The sequence below is a fragment of the Bradyrhizobium sp. USDA 4341 genome, from assembly GCF_054063755.1.
Genome location: NZ_JBSSGO010000002.1, coordinates 6,466,139 through 6,489,482 on the forward strand (window position 1 = coordinate 6,466,139; position 23,344 = coordinate 6,489,482).

Below are 23,344 nucleotides of genomic sequence, written 5' to 3' on the forward strand. Positions count from 1 at the left end.
TGCGGCAGCGGGGCCGTCGATGCTTCGAGACGCGCGTTCCGCGCTCCTCAGCATGACGGAGATAAATAGGGGGCCGGCGCTACACCGTCACCCGCTCCAGCTTCTGCAAGCACCGTGTCACCCGCACGGCGGCCGGCATCTCGGTGTCCGGAAAGCTGGTCTTCCAGTCGGTGACGCCGACTTCGCCGACATAGATGTCGCCGCGCGAGTCCAGCGCGATGCCGTGCGGCGCCAGGAACTTGCCGGTTTCGACGCCGGGGCCATGCTCGCCGCCGAGCCGGGCGATGCGCTTGCCGGTGCCATCGACGATCGATAGCCGCGGGCCGAGATTGGGCACCTTGCGGTTGACGGCCATGCCGGGACCGAGCTCGCCGATCACGAAGTTCGGCTGCTTGCCGCCGCCGCAGCATAGCGCGCAGGGCCGGTGCAAATTGTTCCACTGCGTCTCGTATTTGCCGTTGCCGTCGAACACCTGGACGCGGTGGTTCTCGCGGTCGGCGACGTAGACCCAGCCATCGGCGTCGGTCGCGATGTTGTGCACGATGTTGAACTGCCCGGGATCGGTGCCGGGCTCGCCCCAGGTTTTGATCAGCTTTCCATCCGGCGTGTATTTGTGGACGCAGGCATTGCCGTAGCCGTCGGAGACATAGATCTCGCCCTTCGGGGACAGCGCCGTATGGGTGCAGCGATGGAACGGCTCGCCGCTCATGAACGGTGCCGGCTTGTTCGGTATGCCGATCGTCAGCAGCACCTTGCCGTCAACAGAGCATTTGCGCACGGTATGGTCGCCGTCGTCGGTGCAATAGAGATTATCGTCGGCGTCGATATGCAGGCCGTGCGCGCGGGAGAATACGCCTTCGCCCCAGCTCCGGATGAAGCTCCCCTCGCGGTCGAGCACCACCATCGGATGTTCGCCGCGGTTGAAGACATAGACACGGTCCTTGCTGTCGACCGCGACGGAGGCGACATCCGTCAGGCTCCAGCCGTCGGGGAGTTTTGCGAAGTTCTCCACCACGCGATAGCGGTGCTCGCCGGTGCCGAGGATGGTTGGCATCGTGGTCTCCCCCTTTTCGTCATTCCGGGATGCGCGAAGCGCAGGCCCGGAATCCATTCGTCCGCAGAGATTGTGGCCCAATGGATTCCGGGTTCGCGCTACGCGCGCCCCGGAATGACGGCTGACTACATTAGCGTTGCCAACGGCCCGACGTCGCGCGGCAACAGGCCTTCCTCGATCGCCTTGATTTGCAGCGCGAGATAGCGCGAGTTGATGCGGCATTGCGCGAGGCTGCCGGCGATGAACCACAGGCCGGGCTGCGGCGTGCGGGTGTACATGTTGCGCAGCTCCTGGCCGTCGCCAAAGCCCCAGATCGGGCCGACGCGCGCGGCCATCGCCTCGCCGAACAGTTTCTTCACCAGCTCTTCCTGCGGCCGGTACCCGGTCGCGAGCACGATCAGGTCGGCGGCAACCGTCTCGCCGCTCTTCAGCCGCGCGCCTTGGCTCACGAAGGTCTCGATGTCGGCAAACTGCTTCAGGGCAATCGCGCCGTTCGCGACGAGATCGGAGCAGCCGACGTTGAAGTAATAGCCGCCGCCGCGGGTCAGGTACTTGAACTGCCAGCCGGTACCGCCGTCGCCGAAATCGAGCTTGAAGCCCTTGCGCGCAAGGCCGTCGAGCAACGGCTTGTCGAGCTCCTTCGACTGCTCGGTCATCAGCACGTGGCTGCGCTTTGCGAGCGCGAGCGGGATCGAGGTCGCGATCAGATCATTGTCCTCGAGCGAGCCTTCATTGTAGGCGGCATAGGCAAGCTGCGCCGACGGCTCGATATTGGTGATCAGGGTCGAGGAGCGCTGCACCAGCGTCACCTCAGCGCCGGAGGAGTGCAGATCCTGCGCGATGTCGTGGCCGCTGTTGCCGGTGCCGATCACCAGCGCCCGCTTGCCGGCCCAATGTTCGCCGTCTTCATAGCCGCTCGAATGCAGCACCCTGCCGGAGAACGTCTTCAAGCCGGGGATATCAGGCACGCTCGGAATGCCGCTGACGCCGGTCGCCATCACGACATGGCGCGGCTGCAGTTTCCGCGTTGTGCCGTCGGCGCGGCGCAGCTCGATGGTCCAGCGTCCCTGTGCGTCGTCGTAGCTGCCGCCGACGAATTCCGTTCCGGTCCAGAAGTTCAGCTCCATGGCATCGACATAGGATTCGAACCAGTTGGCGAGCTTGTCCTTCGGGATGTAGGTCGGCCAGTTCGGTGGGAACGGCATGTAGGGCAAATGATTGACCTGCACCTGGTTGTGCAGGGTCAGTGCATGGTAGCGCTTGCGCCAATTGTTGCCGACGCGCGCCTCGCGGTCGACGATCAGCGCGTCGATCTTGAGCTGTTGCAGACGGGCGGCGATCGCAAGCCCGGCCTGTCCGCCGCCGACCACCAGCACATCGGGATCGCGGTCGGCGTATTCGGCGGATGCCTTGCGCAGGTCGAGCCAGTTGGGGCCGCGGAAGTCGCGGGAATAGGCTTGTCCACGCGGCCTTGTGTGTCCCTGCTGCTCCTCGAATCCCTTCAGTTCCTCCAGCGCCGTCAGCAGCGTCCAGGCCTTCAGCCGATCGCCGTCGGCGGCGTCAGGGATCAGCCGCACGATGCCGTGGCCGCGGCCAGTAGCGGTTTCGAACTTGAAGATCGCCTCGATCGCGCTCGTGCCGGCGCGCATCACCCGGCGGGGCGGCGCGCGGTCGGCATCGATGCGGAAATCGTGCGGCGCGCTGCGACGCGCATGCGCCGGCAGGTCCTCGATGATTGCAAAGGCGCGGTTGACGGTCTGGATGTTCCAGCTCAGCGCCAGCACGTCGCGCCAGTAGCTCTCGGGATGGAAAAGCGGCTTCAGCAGCACATCGTCGGGGCCCGCCAGCGCATCCTCGAACTGCACCAGCCAATTGTCGGCGGCGACCGAAATATCGTCCGTCTTGTCGAGCATTGAGCGTTTCTCGTCATCGGCCGCCCTTGGTGACGTTTTCTTGGCGGCGTTCCCTTGCCCGCAAGCCTATACCCATTGGCGAGGCCGCAGAAAGGGCGCGACGGGATATCGCCTATTCGGCCAGCGACAGGATCAGGCCTTGATCCGGCGGAACGCGGCCCTGCAGGGTATCGAGATAGGCCTCGCGCACCGCGGCCGGGCCGCGCCGCTCGACGACATCGAGCCAGCTGGGCAGATGCGGCACGAGCTCCGTCCATGCGGCGCCGAAACGCTGGTCGATGCCGCCGGGACCCCATTCCTTGGCGCGCTTGCGGATCTGGTCCGGGGCGAAGAACCACACCGGCTTGGCGCCGGGCAGCGTCGGCTCGTCCGGCTCGCTCGCGCGATGCGTGAGCCCGACCCGGCCGGAATAGACCATCTGCGCGCCGAAGTGCCGGTGCAGGGTCTCGCGCAGCGCACTGTTGCCGGCCATATCGACATAGGCTGTGGGCTCGGCCGCCGGGATCGCGGTGACCTGGTCATAGGTGACGACGTCGTCATAGCAGCCGAGTGAGGTGACGAAATCGACATTGCCCTTCGAGGTCAGCCCGGTCACCCGGATACCGCGTTTGTGCAGGAGATGGGCGAGCCCGAACGCGGTCTTGCTCGAGGCCGATGACAGGATGACGCGACGTGCGCCGTAGAACGCATTCTCGGCCAGGAAGTCGTCGACCAGGAACGAGAGCATGAACAGCGGCAGCAGCAGCGCGCGGAAATCGCCCTGCCGGCCGGCGTAGGTCGGATCGCCGGAGACGCGGGCATAGGCGTTGTAGACCGGCGAGACCTCCTGCCGGTGCACGGCGCCGTCGCGCAAGCCGCGCTTGCTGACATCGGCCGCCTCGATCACCAGATGGGTCGCCATCGGGAAATAGCCGAACAGCGTTTCGCCGGCCGCGACGGCGGGATTCTTCGAGGCTAGCACCTCGCCAAAGCCCCACACCGGGATGATGCCGTAGCCGTCAGGCGCCGGAAACAGGTGCCAGTACTTCAGCTGCTCGCCGATCACGGCGTAGGTGATGTTGTTGGCGGTGAAGGCGAAGCGGGTCACTTTCACCAGCAGCGCGTCGGCCGGCAGCGTCGCGGCGTCGGGCAGCTGCGTCTCGATCACCTTGCATTGCTGCAGGTCGTTGCGGATGACGATGAAGTCAGTGGAGTTCATGGCGATGATCCCGGCTTCCGATGCGCCGGCATCGTTGCGTCGATCGCCGGCCTTTTGCAACAGCAACTAAGTTTCAAACGCCGTTCGGCTTCACCGTCACCCCGTTCAGCGAAGCTGTCCTTCGCGGTAGAGGTCGCGCAGCTTGCGCTTGAATATCTTGCCGGTGGCTTCGCGCGGCAGCGCGTCCATGAAGCGGATGTCCCTCGGCACCTTGAAATTGGCGAGCTTGCCCCGCAGGAAATCCTGGATCGCCGCGACCGACGGCGTGCTGCCCGCTTCCGGCTCGACGCAGGCGAACAGCCGCTCGCCATATTCGTCGTCGGGAACGCCGAATACCGCGCAGTCGCGGACGCCTGCCATGCCGATCAGGGCATTCTCGATTTCGGCGGGATAGATGTTGACGCCGCCCGAGATCACCATGTCGCGCTTGCGATCGCACAGGAACAGATAGCCGTCCGCGTCGAGATAGCCGACGTCGCCGACGCTGATCAGGCCGTCGTGATCGGCCTCGGCGCGTGCCTTGGCATTACCGTGATAGTCGAAGTCCGAGATCAACGTCTGACGCATGAAGATCTCGCCGGGTTCACCGACGTCGCATTGCGTGCCGTCGGGCCGGAAGATCTTGACGATGCCGCCCTCGATGGCGCGGCCGACGGTGCCGGGCTTGGCCAGCGCCTCGGCGGACGAATGCCAGACCGGGATGCCGGTCTCGGTGGAGCCGAGATATTCGTTGATGACCGGTCCCCACCACTCGATCATCGCGCGCTTGACGTCGACCGGGCAGGGCGCCGCGCCATGCACGATGAAGCGCAGCGACGACAGATCGTAGCGGCGTCGCGTCTCTTCCGGCAGGCGCAGCAGCCGCACGAACATGGTCGGCACCATATGCATGTGGGTGACATGGTGGCGCTCGATCAACTGCAGCAGATCTTCGGGATCGAAGCGCGGTTCGAGCACGATCACGCAGCCATTGCGGAATGCGAGCATGCCATAGGAGTGCGGCGCCGAATGATACATCGGGCCGTTCATCAGGATCACCTGATCCTCATTCGGCTTGACGCCGTAGGTGATGGCGCCGACGCGCGTGGCCGCCGCCTGCTGCTCCGATGGCATCGGCTTGCGCTTGACGCCCTTCGGCAGTCCCGTGGTGCCGGACGTGTAGAACATCGGCGCTGCGCCGATCGGCGCGTCGGTCAGCGGTTGATGCGTCTCACGCCAGATATCCCAATCGGTCGTGCCGTCGGGCACGTGCGTGGACGCCGGCGCCACGCCATAGGCCGCGGCGATCTCCGGCGGCGTCGTCACCACCAGCAGCGTGATCCCCGGCGGCAGCCCGTCGCGGATCTGCGGCAGCAGATCGGCGTGGCAGACCAGCGTGTCGGCCCCGCTGTCGGACAGGATGTAGGCGACCTCGTCGGCCTTCAGATGCCAGTTGATCGGCACCACCGGGCTGCCGAGCGCGGCTGCGGCCGCGACCACCTCGAACAGCGCGAAATCGTTGCGCAGCATCATGCCGACCGGCTTGCCGCCCCGAACGCCGAGCGCGCGGAAGCCGGTCGCCGCCCGCGCGATGCGGGCGTGAATGTCGCCGTAGCTGATCTGTCTGTCGCCGCTGATGATCATATTCCGTTCCGTTTCCTCGCGATCGTCCAGCCGGTGTTCGATCTTATCAGTTTTCCGGCCCGCGCCGCTCATTTGCTCTTCGCAAACGCGATGATCGGTGACCAGATCGCGTCAGGAATCTCCTTGTAGATCGCGTTGTGATCAAATCCGTCGATCACGTCGGAGGCCTTCGTTCCCTGCTTGGCATCATAGACCCGTTGGCCGAGATCGACAGGGATCGTCTTGTCCGATCGACTGTGAACCCAAAGCAGGGGGATCGACAAATGGCTCGCCGCGTCGACATTGTTCCAGACGTCCGGCAGCTTGATCATGGCCTGCTCGGGCGCGCCGCCCCGAATGGCAATGTCGCGCAGCGACGAGAACGGGCTTGCGACGATGATGCAGTCCGGTTTGGTGTCGCCATGCGTTGCCGCGTATAGCAGTGGACCGCCGCCGAGGGAGTGGCTGAGCAGGCAGCGCCGTCCGCCGGCCGGAAATAGCTTCAAAAAGGCGTCGAGCGCCGCGACGCTGTCATCGTTGATGTTGTCGATCGTTCCGGGAGGGCTGCTTCGGCCGTGTCCGGAATAGTCGAACACGAGCGAAGAGACGCATTTGTCGTGCAGGAGTTTCTGCACCGCGATCCAATCGGCGACGGTTTCGCCACGGCCGTGAAAGACCAGCAACGCCGGCGCCGCCTGGCAGGATGCGGCTGCACGCACCAGGAAGCCGTCGAGCCGGCGATCGTGGCTCGGTATTGCGACGCGCTCGAAGGCGAGGCCGAAATCCGCCGGCGTCGCCTGCGACATCTCGCCCGGATTGAGCGTGTTCTTCTCGAACGTGCCCCACGGGCCGTCGCCGGCCCGTGCCATGCTGGACATCGTCGTGAGCAGGGCGAGAAGGATCAATGTCAGCAGACGCTTCATCCTGCGCTCCTGCGAGATGTCCGGGATTGCCGATCAGGCGCTGAGCCGCGTCGTGAAGCTGTCGCGTGCCTCCGCAAGCTCCGCCTTCATTCGCGCCACCAGCTCGGCGACCGGCGGGGCGTCGGTGATCTGGCCGATGCCCTGGCCCGAACCCCAGATGTCGCGCCAGGCCTTGGCCTTCGTGTTGCCGCCGGAGCCGAAATTCATCTTGGACTTGTCGGCGACCGGCAGGTTGCCCGGATCGAGCCCTGCCGCTGCGATCGACGGTCCGAGGTAGTTGCCGTGCACGCCGGTGAACAGGTTCGAATAGACGATGTCGTGCGCGGCGTATTCGGTCAGCGCCTGCTTGTACCTGATGTCGGCATTGGCCTCCTCGGTCGCGATGAAGCGGGTGCCCACATAGGCGAGGTCAGCGCCGAGTGCCAGCGCCGATGCGATGCTCCAGCCGTCGGAGATCGCGCCCGACAGCAGGATGGTGCCCTTGAACCATTGCTTGACCTCGCGCACCAGCGCGAACGGCGACAGCGTGCCGGCATGGCCGCCCGCGCCGGCGCAGACCAGGATCAATCCGTCGACGCCCTGCTCGGCGGCCTTGCGGGCGTGCTTAACGTTGATGACGTCGTGGAACACCACGCCGCCGTAGGAATGGGCGGCCTCGACGATCTCGGACGGCGGACGCAGCGAGGTGATGATGATGGGCACCTTGTGCTTCACGCAGGTTTCCATGTCGTGCATCAGCCGGTCGTTGGAGGCGTGGCAGATCTGGTTGACCGCGTAGGGCGCGACCTTCTTCTCCGGATGCTTCGCCTGGTGCTCGCCGAGCTCGTTCTCGATCTGTGTCAGCCATTCGTCGAGCTTCTCGACCGGGCGGGCGTTGAGCGCCGGGAAAGAGCCGACGATGCCGGCCTTGCACTGCGCGATCACGAGCTCGGGCCCCGAGACGATGAATAGCGGGGAACCGACGACCGGCAGTTCGAGCCTGTTGGCGAGCGAGGCGGGCAGCGACATTGTTCGGATCCTCCATGCGCGGCGCCCGGCCGGTGCCGGGGCGGATCGCGATTTGTTGTGATGGCTGGAGCGGCGGCTCCCTTGGCGCGGCAATATAAGGCTGGACGGCTGCGTCATGACGTTCAATATTGAACAGCTGATTGGCCAGAAATGAACAAAGGCGCGGGCGGCGGCATGGACTGGGAGCTTTGCAAGACGTTCGTCGCGGTGGCCGAGACGCGCAGCTTCGCCGGCGCGGCGCGGCGGTTGCGCATCAGCCACCCCACCGTCGGACGCAACGTCGCGGCGCTGGAGAAGCAGCTCGGGACCCGCCTGTTCGCCCGCTCCAATGACGGCCTGTCCCTGACATCGCATGGCCGCAAGTTCCGCGAGCACACCGAGGTGATGGCGGCTGCGGCCCTGCGCGCGGAGGCGGCCGCGTCTGCCACAGGGGAGCAAGCCCGCGGCGTCGTGAAGCTGTCGATCGGCGCGACGCTGGCGGCGCATTGGCTGATGCCGCGCCTCGGGCCGTTCCTGCGCGATCACGCCAACATCCAGCTCGAGATCATCACCCACCCGTTTCCGGCGAGCGTCCGGCGTCGCGAGGCCGACGTTGTGCTGCGGCCGGTCGATGCCGGCGACGAGAACCTGATCGGGCGCAAGATCGGACGGCTCGGCGCCGGCTTCTACGCGTCACGCGGTTATGCCGCTGGACGCAAGCTGCCGGAGCGGCCGGACGAGTGGCGGGGGCACAGCGTGATCGGGTTTGCCGACCAGGCCTCGAATGCGCGCCTGGCGCGGTGGAGCGATGTCATCACGCGGCAGGGCACGCTGGTGATGCGCTGTTCCTCGCAGGGCGACATGCTGGCGGCGGCGCGGGCCGGGCTCGGGATTTGCGCGCTGTCCTGCCTGGTCGGGGCCGACTATCCCGATCTGGTTCGGGTTGCTCCGCAAAAGCTGTCGAGCCTCTCCGATCTCTGGCTGCTCGCCCATCCCGATCTGGTCGAGCTTCCCTCGGTGCGCGCCGTCATCGGCTTCGTCACCGATTGCGCGCGCGAGGACCGCATCAGGCTGCGCGGTTAGAAAATATTGTCACGCACGCGCCCGCCACAACGTCACCGCGAGCGAGATAAAGACGGCGCAGGTCCACAGCGCCTGCCAGTTCTCTGGTCCTTCGTTGAAGCCCACATAGATGGCGGCTGCGACAAAAATGCCGGCAAAGATCGATTCCGCCAGAGGGCGGACTCCCTTCGTAGCAGGATTGAGCAATGTCATGGCCGCGAACGGCACCGCCGCCATGGTCAGAGGCGCGAAAGGAAAATCGATGAAGCGCGGGTCAAATATCAGGCCCAGTGCGGCCGCCGTCCCGATCACCGTGGTGACGATCAAGGCCAATCCGTGCACGGTCACCAGCACCGTTTCGGTGTGGTAGCCCTTGGGACCCAACAACTCCTGGAAACTGGGCGGCGCGCGACCCGACATCAGCGCGTTGGCGCCGAACACCGGCGAGGCTGTTGCCGCCACCAGAAGCGAACCCCAGACAAGCCAGCCTCCCGTTCCATAGCTTTCATAGACCAGTCTTTGCGCGGCCACCCCAAACAGAATTCCGGCTGTGGTCGCCGAGAGTCCGACCGCAAGCCATGACACGAATTCGGGCTCGTTCGGCTTGCGGCGCGAGGTCAGCCAGGCTGCGCCGAACACCAGGATCGCCAGCGCCATTCCGCTGCACATTTGCAGTTTCCAGAACGGAAAATTGCTGATCGGCAGGCCAGGCGGATATTTCAGCATGCGCGCTTCCGAATCGAACAGGCCCCAGGATCCGCCGACCGTGCCCTCGATCTCCCGCTTCCATCCTTCGTCATAGGCCTCGAACAGGTTGACGCGGAAATGCTCGCGCCGGGCAAGGTCGAGCACCTCCGAGACCACCCGCGCCTGATTGACGCGCGATGGCAGCGCGGATTCGCGCATCCGCCCCTCACTCGGCCAACCTATTTCTCCGATAAAGATCTCCTTGCCCGGAAAAACCGCCGCGATCTGCCGGCGCATCTCGTCAGCGTGAGCCGCGGCACGTTCCGCGGGGATTGGGATATTCTCCCAGTAGGGCAGGATATGAACCGTGACGAAATCGACGGCGTCGGAAAGTTCGCGATTGCTCAGCCAGAACTCCCAGACGTCGGCGTAGGTGACGGGGACGCTAACCTGCGCCTTGATCGAGCGGATCAGGTCACCGAGGTCGGACGCCGACATTTCCTTGCGCAGCAGAACCTCGTTGCCGACCACGAGAGCAATGATCGTGTCTGGATATTGCTTGGCGAGGCGTATCGCCGTTTCGACCTGCGTTGCATTCTTCTTTCGATCCCGATCGAGGAAAATGCCCTGAATGACTTTCAGCCCCGCCTTGGCTGCGAGCCCGGGAATCTGGTCGAGACCGAGATCGGTCGCATAGGTGCGGATGCAGTTGGATATCTTCGCGAGTTGCGCGAGATCTTCCGCGATCTGTTCCGGCGTGACCTGCGTCGCGGGAGCAAGTGATGTCTGATTGTTGCGGAACGGGGCGTAGGAGATGCACTGGACTTTATCGCTCGGATCGATCGGAGCGCGCACCAGGCTGACCGGGATGCCCAGCCACCACCACGCCGCGGCGATAGCCCCGAGGGATATCAGGAGAAGCAGCGGAGTGCGAAGTGAAACCAGGTCCGTCCTCCTTGCAGGAAGGATGTGCTGGACAAAATGGGCGAGGCCGGCAAATTGAATGAGTATTCGTCTGCTGATGCTATAACACGCGTTCACGCAGTTGGAATGTTTTCTCGACGACCTACTTCGCGCCGGCGATCACGCCTTCGCGATTCCTGAGCACGCGATAATATGCCCACCACAGATGCGCGGCGGCGCCGCGCAGCGGACGCCACGGCTCGGCAAGCGGTGCCATCTGCTTCGGCGTCGGGCGCTCTTTCAGCCCGAGCCCGACCTTGACCGCTTCCTGCACGGCGAGGTCGCCCGCCGGCCACGCATCGCCATGGCCGAGGCAGAACAAGAGATAGACGTCGGCGGTCCACGGGCCGATCCCGGGTAGCGCGGTCAGCGTGTTGTGGGCGGCATCGGCTTCTTCATTGGCGAGCACGTCGAGGTTCAGCCGCTCCTCCGCGAGTTCGCGCGCGATGTGCTTCAGCGTCTTGATCTTGGCCGCGGAGAGCCCGAGCCGGCCGAGCCGGTCGGCCCGCGCCTTGCGGATCGTCTCATGGTGGAACGGGTCGAATGCCTTGCTGACGCGGCCCCAGATCGCGGCAGCACTCGCGGTCGACAGCTGCTGACCGCAGACGATCGCGGCAAGTCCCGCGAACCCCGGCTCGCGCTGCCGGATGGCCGGCATGCCGGTCAGCTCGAGGATCGGGCGCAGCCGTCGATCCTGGTCGACCAGCTTCTGGATGGCGTCGTCGAGGTCGGCCTGGGTTTCGAGATGAATCAGCATTGCGGGATCTGCATCGGCTTGTCATGCGCGGGCTTGACCCGCGCATCCATCTCCTATCGTAACAGAGTCTTGTCCAGCCGCATGGTCCGGAAAAGTGGAAACCGGTTTTCGCTTGCGACAAACGCAAGGCACTTGCGCGAAGATCATGCCTAAACAAGGATCGCCGGGTCGAGCCCGGCAATGACCCCCGATCGAACGCCATGCCACCCGTTTTCCGTTTTGCACCGAGTCCGAATGGCTACCTGCATCTCGGCCACGCCTATTCGGCGCTGCTCAACCACGACTTGGCGCGCGACGCGGGCGGACGCTTCCTGCTGCGGATCGAGGACATCGACGCGACGCGCTGCCGGGTCGAATTCGACCAGGCGATCTACGAGGATCTGGCCTGGCTCGGCATCGCCTGGGAGACCCCGGTGCGGCGGCAGTCGGAGCATTTTGCCGCCTATCGCGCGGCGATCGACCGCCTGTCGGCCGAGCGGCTGGTCTATCCGAGCTTCGAGAGCCGCGCCGAGATCGCGCGGCTGGTCGCGGAACGCGAGACCGCTGGCGCGTGGCCGCGCGATCCGGATGGCGCGCCGCTCTATCCGGGGACGGCGAAATCGCTGTTGACCGAGCAGCGCGACCGGCTGATCGGGCAGGGCGCGCCGTTCGCGCTGCGGCTCGACATGGCAGCGGCATGCGCGCGCACCGGCGGCATGCGCTGGCGGGAGGCGGGCGAGGGTCCGGCCGGCGAGACCGGGGATGTGGCGGCCCGGCCGGAGGCCTGGGGCGATGTCATCCTGGCGCGCAAGGAGACCCCAACCAGTTACCATCTCTCTGTCGTGATCGACGACGCCCTGCAAGGCGTCACCGATGTGGTCAGGGGCGTTGACCTGTTCTGGTCGACCAGCGTGCATCGGCTGCTGCAGGAGCTGCTTGGCCTGCCCGCGCCGGCCTACCGGCACCATGCGCTGATCCGGGACGCTGCCGGCCAAAAGCTGTCGAAATCGACCCAGGCGACCGGACTGCGCGAGCTGCGGGCGGCGGGCGCCAGCCCGGCCGATATCCGCCGCCTGGTCGGCTTGCCATAGATCCCAGCCGCATTTCGATCGCGAAGCGCGGTGGTTACCATCACAGGGCACCGCTGCGGCGAGCCACAAACGGCGCCGTGACACCGGCACGCCGGGCATGCCATGTTGTTATCCGGGGCGGGGATCACGGAGACCATGGCGTCAAAATCGCGCGTACGGCGCAGCAAGCGGCAATCCAAAAGGATGCCGCCGAAGCCGCGCGCTGCCAAGACACGCGCTGCCAAGACACGCGCCGTCAAGGCGGCGGCCAAGCCGGGCCGCAAGCGGGCTGTGCCGAAGGCCTCCCGCAAGGCCGGTCCCGGGATGATCGAGACCGCGCTTGCCGCCTTTGCCCATGAGGTCCGGACCCCGCTAACCGGAATCCTCGCGATCAGCAACCTGCTCGCGACATCGGATCTCGACGAGCGCGAGCGGCGCTGGGTCGATACCATCAAGGCCGGCGCCGAGCATCTGGCAAGCCTTGCGACCCTGTTCGTCGACGCTGCCCGGAGCGAGGGGCCGGGGCTCGAGATCCGGCAGGATTTCTTCGACCTGCGCACGCTGGCGCGCCACGCCGGGGATTCGCTGGCCGGCCGCGCCGCAGCCAAGGGATTGCGGGCCTCGGTCGAGATCTCCGCGAAGCTGCCGGCGTTTGCGGTCGGCGATCCCGTCCGGCTGCGCGCGGCGCTGGAAAACCTGATCGACAATGCCGTCAAGTTCACCGAGCAGGGCAGCATCGAGCTGCATGTCGGGCCGGTGCGCACGGCCAAGGGAAAGGCCAAGGGAAAGGCGAACGGCAGGATCGGGATTGCCTTTGCGATCTCCGACAGCGGCATCGGCCTGACGCTATCGGAGGTCAAGCGCCTGTTCCGGCCGTTCTCGCAGGCCAATGTCTCGATCGCCGCGCGGTTCGGCGGCGCCGGGCTCGGCCTGTCCTCGGTGAAGCAGCTCGCGCGCGCCATGGGCGGCGACATCGTCGTGGCCCAGCGCAAGGGCGGCGGCACCGTCTTTACGCTCAACGTGGTGCTGGTTTCAGCCGCAGGACCGGTCGGCGCTGCGTCGAGCGAAGGCGCGGCGGTGCCGTCATCGCAGGGACTGCGGCTGCTCAGCGTCGAGGACAATCCGTTCGGCCGCGTCGTGCTCAACACGATCCTGACCGAACTCGGTCACCATGCCGAATTCATCGGTCAGGGTGAGGGGGCGTCCGATCGGCTCGGACAGGGGGCCTTCGATGCCGTGCTGATGGACATGGTGCTGCCCGGCATCGGCGGTGTCGAAGCTATCAAGCGCATCCGCGCGCTGCCGCCGCCGCACGGCCGCATCGTGATCGTCGGGATCTCCGGGCGTGCCGAGGACGAGGCCGCGGCGCGCGCCGCCGGTGCCGACGCCTTCCTCGTCAAACCTGTTTCTCCGCGGGCACTGGCGACTGCTCTGCTTGAAGCGGCACGCCGCGCGGCAGCCGCGACTTGATGATCGCCGCGTTCAGCTCGCCGCCGAACACGAAGATCGCGGCGATGAAATACAGGAACACCAGCGCGATCACGACCGAGGCGAGCCCCGCATACATCGTGACGTAGTTGTTGGCGAAGCGCGCCAGATACATGCCGAAGCCGATGCCCGAGATCAGCGACGCCACTATGGTGAAGATGATGCCGGGCAGGATCTGCGTGAAGCCGCGGCGGCCCGCCGGCAGCCAGGCGTGCAGGATGAAGAGCGCGACGACCAGCGCCAGCACGGTGATGCCGTAACGGGCGGTGTTGAGCAGGCTCTCGTTCGATTCGACGAAGAACGGAATATAGCGCCGCGCCGCCTCGATGATCAGCGGCCCGAGCACGATCAGGAACGCCATCGCGAGCGAGGTGAACGCCGCGACCAGCGTGTAGCCAATAGATTCCAGCCGCAGCCAGTACCAGCGCCGCGGCTCGATCACGGCATAGGCGCGGTTCAGCGCCACCCGCAGCGCCTCGACGCCGTTGGAGGCGAAGTACACCGCGAGCACCGCGCCGATGGTCAGGATGCCGCCGCGGGTGTTGGTCAGCACGTCGTGGATCTGGCCGGACAAGGCCTCGGCGACCTGCTGTGGCCAGACCTGCAGCAACAGTCCGACGGCCTGGTCGGCAAGCTCCTTGGAGCCGAAGAAGCCGGCCACCGACGTCAGCACGATCAGGAACGGAAACAGCGCCATCAGGGTCGACAGCGCGATGTGGCTCGCGATCGCCCAGCCGTCGTCGGCGAGGAACGTGTAAAAGGCATCCATCACGACGTGGTAGACGTAACGAAGCTGCTTCACATTCCACCCGGCATTGTCGAAAACCGCTTGGTCCGAGGACGAACCCAGCATCTGATATTACGCAGTGAAAAGCCAGTTGGTTGCATGCGCCGCCTGTGTGGAAGTCCGCGTCCTGCGGTGTTATGTACCGCAGATGACATCTGTCCTCAGCACGATCATTCTTCCCGTTGCCGTCGGCGCCGTCGCGCTGGTGCTCCTGCTCGGCCTCGTCAACATGATGAAGGGCGGCTCGCCGAACACATCGCAGAAGCTGATGCGGCTGCGCGTGCTGCTGCAGTTCGTCGCCATCGTCATCGCGATGCTCGCGGTCTGGGCGATGGGGCGGTAGGGCGTTTCGAGCGACGCGCGCGAGGCGCAAACCTTAGGGGATCACGGCCATGGTCGTTCTCAATCGGATCTACACGCGCACCGGCGATGACGGCACCACCGCGCTCGGCTCCGGCGAGCGGCGACCGAAATACGATCTGCGGGTTGCGGCCTATGGCACCGTCGACGAGACCAATGCCGCGATCGGCGTGGTGCGGCTGCACCTGGCCGACAGTCCCGAGGTCGATGCGATGCTCGGCCGGATCCAGAACGATCTGTTCGATCTCGGCGCCGACCTTGCGGTGCCCGAGCGCGAGGGCAAGGCCGAGCGTCTGCGGATGCTGGCGAGCCAGGTCGAGCGGCTCGAGCATGACATCGACAGCCTCAACGACCAGCTGGCGCCGCTGACCTCGTTCGTGCTGCCCGGCGGGACGCCGGCTTCTGCATATCTGCATCTCGCCCGGACGATATGTCGCCGCGCGGAACGGATCATGGTGGAACTCGCTGCCCGGCCGGATGAGACGGTCAATTCCGCTGGCATCCAGTATATGAACCGACTGTCGGATTTCCTGTTCGTTGCCAGCCGCTTCCTGAACAATAAAGGGGCGGGGGACGTGTTGTGGGTGCCGGGCCAGAACCGCTAAACTGGTTCAAAACCGGGGGACGGTTTTTTGGCTTTGCCGCGTTGACCGGGGGGTACGGGACCTTTAGGTTCCGCGCCAGCCAACCGAAACCCATAAAATCAAAGCGAAAGAGGATCGATGAAGGTTCTTGTGCCGGTAAAGCGGGTCGTCGACTACAACGTCAAGGTCCGCGTCAAGAGCGATGGATCGGGCGTGGAGCTCGCCAACGTCAAGATGTCGATGAACCCGTTCGACGAAATCGCCGTCGAGGAAGCGTTGCGGCTGAAGGAAGCCGGCAAGGCGACCGAAGTGGTGGTGGTGTCGATCGGACCGGCGCAGGCTTCCGAGACCATTCGCACCGGGCTTGCGATGGGCGCCGACCGCGGCATCCTGGTCAAGGCCGAAGGCAATGTCGAACCGCTCGCGGTCGCCAAGATTCTCAAGGCGGTGGTCGAGGCGGAGCAGCCTGGCCTCGTCATCCTCGGCAAGCAGGCGATCGACGACGATAGCAATCAGACCGGCCAGATGCTGGCCGCGCTGCTCGGTTGGTCGCAGGCGACCTTCGCCTCCAAGCTCGAAGTCGAAGGCTCCGACTTCAAGGTCACGCGCGAAGTCGACGGCGGCCTGCAGACCATCAAGCTCAAGGGCCCGGCGATCGTCACCACTGACCTGCGCCTCAACGAGCCGCGCTATGCGTCGCTGCCCAACATCATGAAGGCGAAGAAGAAGCCGATCGACGACAAGAGCGCGTCGGATTACGGCGTCGATCTCACGCCGCGTCTGGAAGTGCTGAAGACCGCGGAACCGGCAGGCCGCAAGGCGGGCGTCAAGGTCAAGGACGTCGCCGAACTCGTGAACAAGCTCAAGACCGAAGCCGGGGTTCTCTGATGACGACGCTGTTGATTGCTGAACACGACCACGAGACCCTGAAGGACTCGACCAACAAGGCGCTGACCGCGGCGAGCCAGCTCGGCGGCGACGTCCATGTGCTGGTTGCCGGTGGCGGCCAGGGCACCAAGGCGGCGGCGGAAGCAGCCGCCAAGCTTGCCGGCGTCACCAAGGTGCTGGTGGCCGAAGGCCCCGCCTATGAGCACGACCTTGCCGAGCCGCTGGCTGCGCTGATCGTCGCGCTGGCGCCGGGCTACGATGCGTTCGTCGCGCCCGCGACCTCGCGCTTCAAGAACGTGATGCCGCGCGTCGCAGCGCTGCTCGACGTCATGCAGGTCTCCGAGATCATCAAGGTCGTCGCGCCCGACACCTATGAGCGGCCGATCTATGCCGGCAACGCGATCCAGACCGTGAAGTCGAAGGACGCCAAGAAGGTGATCACGGTCCGTACCTCGACCTTCGCCGCGGCCGGCGAAGGCGGCAGCGCCGCGATCGAGAACGCCGCATCCGCCGCCGATCCGGGCCTGTCGACGTTCGTCGGCGAGGAAGTCGCCAAGAGCGACCGTCCGGAACTGACCTCGGCCAAGATCATCGTCTCGGGCGGCCGGGCCATGCAGAGCCGCGAGAACTTCGCCAAGTACATCGAGCCGCTCGCCGACAAGCTCGGCGCCGGCGTCGGCGCCTCGCGCGCCGCGGTCGATGCCGGCTATGCGCCGAACGACTGGCAGGTCGGCCAGACCGGCAAGGTGGTGGCCCCGGAACTCTATGTCGCGGTCGGCATCTCCGGCGCGATCCAGCATCTGGCCGGCATGAAGGACTCCAAGGTGATCGTCGCCATCAACAAGGATGAGGACGCACCGATCTTCCAGGTCGCCGATTACGGCCTGGTCGCCGACCTCTACCAGGCGGTTCCGGAGCTGACCGAAGCGCTCGGCAAGCTCGGAAAGTAAGCGACAAGACACCGGCCGGGTGGGTAAGCTCCGGCCGGTGTTACTATTCTTGGGACGCAACGATCCGGAAACGGTTTTCCGAAAGGATCGTGTCCGGCAGGGAAGATGGATCGGGTGCGATTACGTCGTAATCACATCATGGTCCGGGGAAACGTTTTCCGGCGGATTGGGCAACCCGGAAGGCTTCACTTCGGGTATCGTTGGAATTGGGCAGGCGCGACATGCGCGCCGTTCCGGTGGATGACAAGATGACGGTGGCAATCAAAAAGGTCGGCGTGATCGGTTCGGGCCAGATGGGCAATGGTATTGCCCATGTGGCGGCGCTGGCCGGTTTCGACGTGGTGCTCAATGACGTCTCCGCGGACCGGCTGAAGTCGGCGCTGGCGACGATCAACGGCAATCTGACCCGCCAGGTCGCCAAGAAGGCGATCAGCGAGGGCGAGCGCAAGCAGGCGCTCGACCGCATCACCTCCGCCGAGGCGATCGATGCGCTGGCCGATTGCGATCTCGTGATCGAGACCGCGGTCGAAAAGGAAGAGACCAAGCGCAAGATATTCCACGATGTCTGTGCGGTGCTGAAGCCGGAAGCGATCGTCGCGACCAACTCGTCGTCGATCTCGATCACGAGGCTCGCCGCCTCGACCGACCGCCCGGAGAAATTCATCGGCATTCACTTCATGAATCCGGTGCCGGCGATGGAGTTGGTCGAGCTGATCCGCGGCATCGCCACCGACGACACGACCTTCGACACCGCCAAGGCGTTCGTCGCCAAGCTCGGCAAGCAGGTCGCGGTGTCGGAAGATTTCCCGGCCTTCATCGTCAACCGCATTCTGCTGCCGATGATCAACGAGGCGATCTACACGCTGTATGAGGGCGTCGGTAACGTCGAGGCGATCGATGCCGCGATGAAGCTCGGCGCGCACCATCCGATGGGCCCGCTCGAGCTCGCCGATTTCATCGGCCTCGACACCTGCCTGTCGATCATGCAGGTGCTGCACGAGGGGCTCGCCGACTCCAAGTACCGGCCGTGCCCGCTGCTGGTGAAGTATGTCGAGGCCGGCTGGCTCGGACGCAAGAGCCAGCGCGGCTTCTACGACTACCGCGGCGACAAGCCGGTCCCGACGCGGTAACTACCCGCTCAGATCAGTGTCCGCAGCAGCGCAAGCGTCGCGGGCACGAGACCTGCAATCATCGCCACACCCGTTCCAAGTCCGAGCAGATGCGCCGTCAGCGCGAGGCGTTGGCTCTGCCCGTGCGCTGTCATTGCAGCGCCTCGCAAGCGCGTTTCAGACGCCTTCCGGCCTCCTCGATGATCGATGACGGGTTGGCGAAGCTGAGGCGGATATAGGGCGACAGCCCTAGATCCTCGCCCGGAAACACCACCAGATCGGCTTGCTCAAGCAAGTAAGCCGCAAAATCGCGGTCGGTCGCAATCAGCTTGCCGTCGGCTGCGCGCTTGCCGATCACGCCGGCGCAACTGACCAGCAAATAGAACGTGCTTTCGGGCGGCGTGCAGGCGAGCCCGCTGCATGCGTTCACGAGCTCGGCAAAGCGGTCACGCCTCATGCGAAGGATGGCGGATCGCTCGGCCAGCACATCCTGCGCGCCATCGAGCGCGGCCACCGCGGCGGCCTGGCTGATCGACGAGGCGCCGGACGTGGTCTGCGACTGGATCGTGATCATCGCGCGGACCAGCGCTGATGGGCCGGCGGCATAGCCGATGCGCCATCCCATCATGGCGTAGCTCTTGGCGAGGCCGCTGACGGTCAGCGTCCGCGGCCTCAGGCGCGGCTCGATCTGCGCAAGCGTCGGCGCAGCTCGGCCATTGAACACGATGTGCTCGTAGAGCCCGTCGGCAAGCACCCAGATGTCAGGGTGCTGCAAGAGGATCGCGGCGAGCTCAGCCAAATCCTCAGCGGAATAGACTGCACCGGAAGGATTGACCGGATTGTTGATCACGATCCAGCGTGTTCGCGCCGATATCGCCGCCTGTAAATCCTCCGCGCGCAGCTTGAAGCCGTTGTTCTGCGCGCACGGCACGACCACCGGCGTCGCGCCTGCCAGCCGCACCTGATCGAGATAGGGCGCCCAATACGGCGCCGGCACGATCACCTCGTCTTCAGGCGCCAGCGTCGCCAGCAGCGCGTTGAACAGCGCCTGGGTCGAGCCGTTGGTGATGACGATCTCATCCAGGCGATAGTCGAGGCGATGGTCGCGCAGCAGCGCGGCCCGCACCGCCCGCTTCAGTTCGGGCGTGCCGTCGACATCGGTGTAGCGGGTTTCGCCGCGCAATGCCGCTTCATGCGCCGCCGCGATCACATGATCCGGTGTCGGGAAGTCGAGATTGCCCGACGACAGCTCGATGATGTCGCGTCCGGCGGCGCGCAGTTCACGGGCGCGACGGCGCAGCATGGACGCCGGCGATGCCTTGATGCCGCTCATGCGCGGCGAGAGGATCAGTGTCGCGGTCATCGGACGTACTGCGCCTCACCGTTGCCGAACGACCAGTTTTCCGGAAGCACCTCGACCAGGTTGATGAAGATGTCCTCGGCGCGCAGGCCGGGACTCTCCGTCAGCAGGTCGGCGATGCGTCGGTAGAGCCTCTGCTTCTGCGCCACCGGGCGGGTGTTGCTGACCGTGATCTGGATGATGACCAGATCATCGCTGCGCCTGACGCCGAGATAGTCCGCGCCATAGGCGAAATCGTCGTCATCGTGCTCGGAGATCGTCATGAAGCGATCGCCTTCCGGCACATCGAAGGTCTCGCGCATGGCGCGATAGAGGCTCTCAAGAACGGCCTTGCGGTAGGCGGCGGGCTTGCCCCGCCGCAGGGAGACGCGGGTCAGCGGCATGATGATGGCTCTCCTGGAGGCGATCGTTGCGTGCAGCCAATCCTAGGGGCTTGTTGATCATTGAAAAACGGTATGGTATCGCATTTCAATGATTGCTAATTTAAATGTCTGGTCATGAAGGCGCTCGACGTCGAGGCGGTGCAGGCCTTCGTCTTGGTCGCGGACCTCAGCAGCTTCACGCGCGCGGCGCAGGCCATGGCGACCACGCAGTCCGCGGTCAGCCTGAAGATCAGGCGGCTGGAAGATGGGCTCGGCCGCCGGCTGCTGGAGCGAACGCCGCGGATGGTTCGACTGTCCGCCGAGGGTACGGCGTTCCTCGGCGCGGCGCGCAATCTGGTGGCCGCGCATCAATCGGCGATCGGGGCGTTTGCGGTCGAGCATCGTCGGCTTGTCGTCGGCATCAGCCACCACATCGTCGGATCGGAGTTGGCCTCGCTGCTGAAGCGGATGAACGCCACCGATCCAGGACTGGTGATCCAGTTGCATGTCGATACGTCGCGTTCGGTGCTCAGCGCATTCGACGATGGCAGGCTCGACGCTGCGATCGTGCTGCGCCACGACGCCAAGCGCCGCGATGGCGACGTGCTGTTCGAAGAACCCTTCGGCTGGATGGCCGCGCCCGATTTTCACCATCGGCCGGGCGAGCCGCTGCGCCTGGCGACGCAAGCCGAGCCTTGCAGCGTGCGCGCCATGGCGGTTGAAACTCTCGACGCCGCCGGCATCGCCTGGACCGAGGCGTTCGTCGGTGGCGGGCTTTCGACGATCGGCGCCGCGATATCCGCAGGACTCGCCGTCGCCGCGCTGGCGCGCCGGGTGGCGCCGGCGGATACCATAGACCTCGGGCCGCGGCTTGGCCTGCCGCCATTGCCGTCGCGCGACGTCATGCTTCACTCAAAGCTGTCGGACGCACGGACACGGCAGGCGCTGCGCACCCTCGGTGCGGCCTTTGCCGCAAACGCGGCCTGATCTCGGAAGCATTGGCCGCTCCTCATTCTGTCAGGCGGCATCCTGCGCGCTTGAGCATGTCACGGATGATCAGCGGCGTGGCCGGCGTTTCGGTCGCTGCCGTGGCCGCCGCGCTTGCGATCGCGTCACGCGCCTGCTGCGCGTCGAGTGTCAGCCGCCGCGCGCAGGGCGGCAGGCCGCGTGCGGCATCGAGCAGCCAGCCGGCGGTTTCGCCGGTACCGGCCAGATAGGCCGTCAGCGTCTGTCGCGCGGTCGGATTGGTCGCGGCCTGGTCCAGCATGGCCCTGACCTGCGCGACCGAGATCTGTCCGCGCGATGTCGAGGGCTGCGCGTGAGCCGCGGTCGTCAATAGAAGGACGGCGCAGATGGCGTGAGCGGAACGGACGAGCATGACTTCACCTCCTGAGACAGGTTGACTTGCAGATATTAATTATCGTAAAACGATAATATCAGATTAGCAATCCGGAGGTCGAGCCATGTCCGCGTCCCTCTCGTCAGAGCTTTCCCCATCCGCGCGGCCGGCCCGCCTCGAACGCATCCGCGCGGTCAGCCGCGTGCTTGCCTATGCCTGCACTGGCATCTCGTTCGTGCTTGTGGTTGGCTTGCTGGCCTATTGGCTGGCGAGCCCGGATGAGGCGATCCTGCGCGATGCAGGGCTGACCGGCATTGCGTTCCATCCGATCGGCTGGCTCGTCCGCCTGATGGGTCTCGTGGTCTCGGCGTTGCCGCTCGCCTGTCTGATCTGGGGCTTGTCGCGCGTGCGCCGCGCTTTCACGTCGTTCGCGGCAGGCCGCTTCTTCACGGCGGCAAACGTCGCGGGGTTGCGTGACCTCGCGATCGCAATGCTGCTCTCGACCTTGCTGAAGCCGGTGATCGGCGCGTTGCTTTCAATCCTGCTGAGCTGGCAAACCTACGCGCAAGGCAAGTCCGTCGTCATCGTGCTCGGCTCCGACACGCTGCTGGCGCTGCTGTTCGCGGGTCTGGTTGCGGTGACGGCCTGGGTGATGGCCGAAGCCAATGCGATCGCCGACGAGCACGCACAATTCGTCTGAGGCCTTCGCAATGCCGATCCGGGTCCGGCTCAACGTGATGCTCGCCGAGCGCAACGTGAAATCGAAGGAGCTCGCCGAATATGTCGGAATCACCGAGGCCAACCTGTCCTTGCTCAAGCAGGGCAAGGTGAAGGGCGTCAGGTTCGATACGCTGGAGCGGATCTGCACCTATCTGAAGTGCCAGCCCGGCGACTTGCTGCGCCACGAAGAGGACGATGCGTCAGCCTGACGCGGCCATCCGTTACCCAAGCATTAACTTTCGCGCGCTACGCAAGAGCAAGTTTGGGAGTGCCGCGTATGGACATGATGAGCATGGTGTCGAGCATCTTGTCGATGCAGCAGGGCAATTTGCAGGGTCAGATCGCGACTCGCGTGACCAAGCAGAACCTCGATGCGGAAAAGTTCGCGGTTCAGACCCTGCTCGGCACCCCGTCGACCGCCAATCTCGGCCCCGGCGTCGGTGGCAACCTCAACGCCGTCGCCTGATCAGAACCCCGCCGCGGCCGGGGCTAGCGCCGCCTTCACCAGCTTGATCGCATCGTCGCTCGCCCATTCGGCGGGACCGGCAATATTGGCGATTTCGCAGCCCTTGCCGTCGACCAGCACCGAAGTCGGCATGCCCAGCGCCTTACCTATGTTCTTAAGGTCCTGAAAGACCTTGGCTTTCTGATCGCTGAAATAGCCGAGATTGGTCAGATTGGCTTCCTTCAGGAAGTTCTTCGGCTTGTCCGGGTCGCGGGTGTCGATGTTGATCGCGACCACCTCGAAATCCTTGCCGCCGAGCTTGGTCTGCAGGCTGTCGAGTGCCGGCATTTCCTTGCGGCAGGGCACGCACCAGGTCGCCCACAAATTGACCAGCACGGTCTTGCCGCGCCAATCCGACAGTTTCTTCGGCTGGCCGTTGGCATCCTCGAAGGTCAGGTCGGGAAGCCTTAGCGGCGTGGTCGCCATGGTCAGCGCCGCGACCTCGCCATGGGCGAGCGGGGCGATCTTCTTCGCCAGATCCACCGCGCTGTTGCAGGCGACGTCGCCGCCGGCGGGATGCCTGAGGCCGGAGACCCCGACATAGCCGATCACGGCCCCGGCCAGCACGGCGCCGATCACCAGCGGGATGCGCCATTTGGCAGTCGGCTTGGCGGTCGGTTCGGATGGGGTCGTCTCGGGCATATCGTTTGTCATCCTGGGTCAGATGTGGCTAAGCAGTGGCTAGGAATACGATCGG

General features: G+C 65.3%; 26 protein-coding genes. 12 read left to right on the top strand and 14 right to left on the bottom strand.

Features of this window, described 5'->3' with window-relative positions:
• Window positions 1-79: 79 nt before the first annotated feature.
• The 6 genes from ACVIGB_RS36620 to ACVIGB_RS36645 all read right to left on the bottom strand — a co-directional run bounded on the left by ACVIGB_RS36620 (window position 80) and on the right by ACVIGB_RS36645 (window position 7,698).
• A complete protein-coding gene (locus ACVIGB_RS36620; RefSeq protein WP_456719023.1) occupies window positions 80-1,054 on the bottom strand; it encodes a peptidyl-alpha-hydroxyglycine alpha-amidating lyase family protein in 975 nt (324 codons plus the stop codon).
• Window positions 1,055-1,179: 125 nt separating this feature from the next.
• Window positions 1,180-2,967: a flavin-containing monooxygenase gene (locus tag ACVIGB_RS36625; protein ID WP_456719022.1), complete on the bottom strand. Its 1,788-nt coding sequence runs from the start codon at window positions 2,965-2,967 to the stop codon at window positions 1,180-1,182.
• A gap of 112 nt (window positions 2,968-3,079) precedes the next feature.
• Complete coding sequence (locus ACVIGB_RS36630; RefSeq protein ID WP_456719021.1) at window positions 3,080-4,165, bottom strand: DUF2855 family protein; 1,086 nt, start codon at window positions 4,163-4,165, stop codon at window positions 3,080-3,082.
• Between the two features lie 105 nt (window positions 4,166-4,270).
• The gene (locus tag ACVIGB_RS36635; protein ID WP_456719020.1) at window positions 4,271-5,788 is read right to left on the bottom strand and encodes an acyl-CoA synthetase; all 1,518 of its coding nucleotides are present in this window, start codon (window positions 5,786-5,788) and stop codon (window positions 4,271-4,273) included.
• 68 nt (window positions 5,789-5,856) lie between these two features.
• On the bottom strand, window positions 5,857-6,690 hold the full coding sequence (locus ACVIGB_RS36640; protein ID WP_456719019.1) for an alpha/beta hydrolase: 834 nt from the start codon (window positions 6,688-6,690) through the stop codon (window positions 5,857-5,859).
• 33 nt (window positions 6,691-6,723) lie between these two features.
• Window positions 6,724-7,698, bottom strand: coding sequence for an NAD(P)H-dependent flavin oxidoreductase (locus ACVIGB_RS36645; protein WP_456719018.1), 975 nt, complete (start codon window positions 7,696-7,698; stop codon window positions 6,724-6,726).
• Between the two features lie 174 nt (window positions 7,699-7,872).
• Between ACVIGB_RS36645 and ACVIGB_RS36650 the strand changes: the two genes are divergently transcribed.
• Window positions 7,873-8,760 carry a LysR family transcriptional regulator gene (locus tag ACVIGB_RS36650; RefSeq protein WP_375781004.1) on the top strand — a complete coding sequence of 296 codons (888 nt, stop codon included), beginning with the start codon at window positions 7,873-7,875 and terminating at the stop codon, window positions 8,758-8,760.
• Window positions 8,761-8,769: 9 nt separating this feature from the next.
• On the opposite strand, the gene ACVIGB_RS36655 is transcribed toward ACVIGB_RS36650, so the two are convergent.
• Both ACVIGB_RS36655 and ACVIGB_RS36660 read right to left on the bottom strand, forming a co-directional pair.
• A complete protein-coding gene (locus ACVIGB_RS36655; protein ID WP_456724985.1) occupies window positions 8,770-10,371 on the bottom strand; it encodes a glycoside hydrolase family 17 protein in 1,602 nt (533 codons plus the stop codon).
• Between the two features lie 121 nt (window positions 10,372-10,492).
• Window positions 10,493-11,146 carry a DNA-3-methyladenine glycosylase family protein gene (locus ACVIGB_RS36660; RefSeq protein ID WP_456719017.1) on the bottom strand — a complete coding sequence of 218 codons (654 nt, stop codon included), beginning with the start codon at window positions 11,144-11,146 and terminating at the stop codon, window positions 10,493-10,495.
• A 200-nt stretch (window positions 11,147-11,346) separates the two neighbouring features.
• On the opposite strand from ACVIGB_RS36660, the gene gluQRS reads away from it, so the two are divergent.
• Together gluQRS and ACVIGB_RS36670 are read left to right on the top strand one after the other, a co-directional pair.
• Window positions 11,347-12,216: a tRNA glutamyl-Q(34) synthetase GluQRS gene (gene gluQRS / locus ACVIGB_RS36665; RefSeq protein ID WP_456719016.1), complete on the top strand. Its 870-nt coding sequence runs from the start codon at window positions 11,347-11,349 to the stop codon at window positions 12,214-12,216.
• 135 nt (window positions 12,217-12,351) lie between these two features.
• On the top strand, window positions 12,352-13,665 hold the full coding sequence (locus ACVIGB_RS36670; RefSeq protein WP_456749269.1) for an ATP-binding protein: 1,314 nt from the start codon (window positions 12,352-12,354) through the stop codon (window positions 13,663-13,665).
• Here ACVIGB_RS36670 and ACVIGB_RS36675 read toward each other — a convergent pair.
• The gene (locus ACVIGB_RS36675) at window positions 13,592-14,452 is read right to left on the bottom strand and encodes a YihY/virulence factor BrkB family protein (RefSeq protein WP_376711757.1); all 861 of its coding nucleotides are present in this window, start codon (window positions 14,450-14,452) and stop codon (window positions 13,592-13,594) included. The two genes, ACVIGB_RS36670 and ACVIGB_RS36675, sit on opposite strands and share 74 nt — an antisense overlap.
• Window positions 14,453-14,618: 166 nt before the next feature.
• Between ACVIGB_RS36675 and ACVIGB_RS36680 the strand changes: the two genes are divergently transcribed.
• From ACVIGB_RS36680 to ACVIGB_RS36700, 5 genes are all read left to right on the top strand, one after another.
• A complete protein-coding gene (locus ACVIGB_RS36680) occupies window positions 14,619-14,813 on the top strand; it encodes a twin transmembrane helix small protein (protein WP_092123256.1) in 195 nt (64 codons plus the stop codon).
• Window positions 14,814-14,862: 49 nt separating this feature from the next.
• A complete protein-coding gene (locus ACVIGB_RS36685) occupies window positions 14,863-15,435 on the top strand; it encodes a cob(I)yrinic acid a,c-diamide adenosyltransferase (RefSeq protein ID WP_456719015.1) in 573 nt (190 codons plus the stop codon).
• Window positions 15,436-15,552: 117 nt separating this feature from the next.
• Entirely contained in the window at window positions 15,553-16,302 is a 750-nt protein-coding gene (locus ACVIGB_RS36690) for an electron transfer flavoprotein subunit beta/FixA family protein (protein WP_092123260.1), read from the top strand.
• A complete protein-coding gene (locus ACVIGB_RS36695; RefSeq protein WP_063695509.1) occupies window positions 16,302-17,252 on the top strand; it encodes an electron transfer flavoprotein subunit alpha/FixB family protein in 951 nt (316 codons plus the stop codon). The genes ACVIGB_RS36690 and ACVIGB_RS36695 overlap by 1 nt, the downstream gene beginning before the upstream one ends.
• 248 nt (window positions 17,253-17,500) lie before the next feature.
• Window positions 17,501-18,382, top strand: a complete 882-nt coding sequence (locus ACVIGB_RS36700) for a 3-hydroxybutyryl-CoA dehydrogenase (RefSeq protein WP_229170623.1) — start codon at window positions 17,501-17,503, stop codon at window positions 18,380-18,382.
• 8 nt (window positions 18,383-18,390) lie between these two features.
• Here ACVIGB_RS36700 and ACVIGB_RS36705 read toward each other — a convergent pair whose 3' ends face one another.
• Genes ACVIGB_RS36705 through ACVIGB_RS36715 form a run of 3 tightly spaced genes read right to left on the bottom strand, consistent with a single transcriptional unit; the run spans window position 18,391 to window position 20,104 of the window.
• Window positions 18,391-18,516 (bottom strand): hypothetical protein, encoded by a 126-nt coding sequence (locus tag ACVIGB_RS36705; protein ID WP_283842295.1) that lies wholly within the window; start codon window positions 18,514-18,516, stop codon window positions 18,391-18,393.
• On the bottom strand, window positions 18,513-19,724 hold the full coding sequence (locus ACVIGB_RS36710; protein WP_456719014.1) for a pyridoxal phosphate-dependent aminotransferase: 1,212 nt from the start codon (window positions 19,722-19,724) through the stop codon (window positions 18,513-18,515). Before ACVIGB_RS36710 ends, ACVIGB_RS36705 begins: the two co-directional genes overlap by 4 nt.
• The gene (locus ACVIGB_RS36715) at window positions 19,721-20,104 is read right to left on the bottom strand and encodes a tautomerase family protein (protein WP_456719013.1); all 384 of its coding nucleotides are present in this window, start codon (window positions 20,102-20,104) and stop codon (window positions 19,721-19,723) included. The genes ACVIGB_RS36710 and ACVIGB_RS36715 overlap by 4 nt, the downstream gene beginning before the upstream one ends.
• 114 nt (window positions 20,105-20,218) lie before the next feature.
• Here ACVIGB_RS36715 and ACVIGB_RS36720 point away from each other — a divergent pair, with 114 nt between their 5' ends.
• Complete coding sequence (locus ACVIGB_RS36720) at window positions 20,219-21,070, top strand: LysR substrate-binding domain-containing protein (RefSeq protein ID WP_456719012.1); 852 nt, start codon at window positions 20,219-20,221, stop codon at window positions 21,068-21,070.
• A gap of 22 nt (window positions 21,071-21,092) precedes the next feature.
• On the opposite strand, the gene ACVIGB_RS36725 is transcribed toward ACVIGB_RS36720, so the two are convergent.
• Window positions 21,093-21,461 (bottom strand): chlorophyllide reductase, encoded by a 369-nt coding sequence (locus ACVIGB_RS36725; protein ID WP_456719011.1) that lies wholly within the window; start codon window positions 21,459-21,461, stop codon window positions 21,093-21,095.
• A gap of 85 nt (window positions 21,462-21,546) precedes the next feature.
• Here ACVIGB_RS36725 and ACVIGB_RS36730 point away from each other — a divergent pair, with 85 nt between their 5' ends.
• From ACVIGB_RS36730 to ACVIGB_RS36740, 3 genes are all read left to right on the top strand, one after another.
• Window positions 21,547-22,122: a DUF2975 domain-containing protein gene (locus ACVIGB_RS36730; RefSeq protein ID WP_456719010.1), complete on the top strand. Its 576-nt coding sequence runs from the start codon at window positions 21,547-21,549 to the stop codon at window positions 22,120-22,122.
• A 10-nt stretch (window positions 22,123-22,132) separates the two neighbouring features.
• Window positions 22,133-22,351, top strand: a complete 219-nt coding sequence (locus tag ACVIGB_RS36735; RefSeq protein WP_137478883.1) for a helix-turn-helix domain-containing protein — start codon at window positions 22,133-22,135, stop codon at window positions 22,349-22,351.
• Window positions 22,352-22,419: 68 nt separating this feature from the next.
• Window positions 22,420-22,608: a putative motility protein gene (locus ACVIGB_RS36740; protein ID WP_092123268.1), complete on the top strand. Its 189-nt coding sequence runs from the start codon at window positions 22,420-22,422 to the stop codon at window positions 22,606-22,608.
• On the opposite strand, the gene tlpA is transcribed toward ACVIGB_RS36740, so the two are convergent.
• On the bottom strand, window positions 22,609-23,289 hold the full coding sequence (tlpA, locus tag ACVIGB_RS36745; RefSeq protein ID WP_456749270.1) for a thiol:disulfide interchange protein TlpA: 681 nt from the start codon (window positions 23,287-23,289) through the stop codon (window positions 22,609-22,611).
• Window positions 23,290-23,344 lie beyond the last annotated feature (55 nt).

Excerpts from the sequence above, each read along its gene's own strand:
- ACVIGB_RS36640 (WP_456719019.1), bottom strand. The coding sequence starts at position 6,690 with ATGAAGCGTCTGCTGACATTGATCCTTCTCGCCCTGCTCACGACGATG.
- ACVIGB_RS36635 (WP_456719020.1), bottom strand. The coding sequence starts at position 5,788 with ATGATCATCAGCGGCGACAGACAGATCAGCTACGGCGACATTCACGCC.
- ACVIGB_RS36735 (WP_137478883.1), top strand. The coding sequence starts at position 22,133 with ATGCCGATCCGGGTCCGGCTCAACGTGATGCTCGCCGAGCGCAACGTG.
- ACVIGB_RS36685 (WP_456719015.1), top strand. The coding sequence starts at position 14,863 with ATGGTCGTTCTCAATCGGATCTACACGCGCACCGGCGATGACGGCACC.
- ACVIGB_RS36620 (WP_456719023.1), bottom strand. The coding sequence starts at position 1,054 with ATGCCAACCATCCTCGGCACCGGCGAGCACCGCTATCGCGTGGTGGAG.
- tlpA (WP_456749270.1), bottom strand. The coding sequence starts at position 23,289 with ATGCCCGAGACGACCCCATCCGAACCGACCGCCAAGCCGACTGCCAAA.
- ACVIGB_RS36630 (WP_456719021.1), bottom strand. The coding sequence starts at position 4,165 with ATGAACTCCACTGACTTCATCGTCATCCGCAACGACCTGCAGCAATGC.
- ACVIGB_RS36690 (WP_092123260.1), top strand. The coding sequence starts at position 15,553 with ATGAAGGTTCTTGTGCCGGTAAAGCGGGTCGTCGACTACAACGTCAAG.
- ACVIGB_RS36660 (WP_456719017.1), bottom strand. The coding sequence starts at position 11,146 with ATGCTGATTCATCTCGAAACCCAGGCCGACCTCGACGACGCCATCCAG.
- ACVIGB_RS36680 (WP_092123256.1), top strand. The coding sequence starts at position 14,619 with ATGACATCTGTCCTCAGCACGATCATTCTTCCCGTTGCCGTCGGCGCC.
- ACVIGB_RS36675 (WP_376711757.1), bottom strand. The coding sequence starts at position 14,452 with ATGGATGCCTTTTACACGTTCCTCGCCGACGACGGCTGGGCGATCGCG.
- ACVIGB_RS36710 (WP_456719014.1), bottom strand. The coding sequence starts at position 19,724 with ATGACCGCGACACTGATCCTCTCGCCGCGCATGAGCGGCATCAAGGCA.
- gluQRS (WP_456719016.1), top strand. The coding sequence starts at position 11,347 with ATGCCACCCGTTTTCCGTTTTGCACCGAGTCCGAATGGCTACCTGCAT.
- ACVIGB_RS36625 (WP_456719022.1), bottom strand. The coding sequence starts at position 2,967 with ATGCTCGACAAGACGGACGATATTTCGGTCGCCGCCGACAATTGGCTG.
- ACVIGB_RS36740 (WP_092123268.1), top strand. The coding sequence starts at position 22,420 with ATGGACATGATGAGCATGGTGTCGAGCATCTTGTCGATGCAGCAGGGC.
- ACVIGB_RS36645 (WP_456719018.1), bottom strand. The coding sequence starts at position 7,698 with ATGTCGCTGCCCGCCTCGCTCGCCAACAGGCTCGAACTGCCGGTCGTC.
- ACVIGB_RS36730 (WP_456719010.1), top strand. The coding sequence starts at position 21,547 with ATGTCCGCGTCCCTCTCGTCAGAGCTTTCCCCATCCGCGCGGCCGGCC.
- ACVIGB_RS36700 (WP_229170623.1), top strand. The coding sequence starts at position 17,501 with ATGACGGTGGCAATCAAAAAGGTCGGCGTGATCGGTTCGGGCCAGATG.
- ACVIGB_RS36670 (WP_456749269.1), top strand. The coding sequence starts at position 12,352 with ATGGCGTCAAAATCGCGCGTACGGCGCAGCAAGCGGCAATCCAAAAGG.
- ACVIGB_RS36705 (WP_283842295.1), bottom strand. The coding sequence starts at position 18,516 with ATGACAGCGCACGGGCAGAGCCAACGCCTCGCGCTGACGGCGCATCTG.
- ACVIGB_RS36715 (WP_456719013.1), bottom strand. The coding sequence starts at position 20,104 with ATGCCGCTGACCCGCGTCTCCCTGCGGCGGGGCAAGCCCGCCGCCTAC.
- ACVIGB_RS36695 (WP_063695509.1), top strand. The coding sequence starts at position 16,302 with ATGACGACGCTGTTGATTGCTGAACACGACCACGAGACCCTGAAGGAC.
- ACVIGB_RS36720 (WP_456719012.1), top strand. The coding sequence starts at position 20,219 with ATGAAGGCGCTCGACGTCGAGGCGGTGCAGGCCTTCGTCTTGGTCGCG.
- ACVIGB_RS36650 (WP_375781004.1), top strand. The coding sequence starts at position 7,873 with ATGGACTGGGAGCTTTGCAAGACGTTCGTCGCGGTGGCCGAGACGCGC.
- ACVIGB_RS36725 (WP_456719011.1), bottom strand. The coding sequence starts at position 21,461 with ATGCTCGTCCGTTCCGCTCACGCCATCTGCGCCGTCCTTCTATTGACG.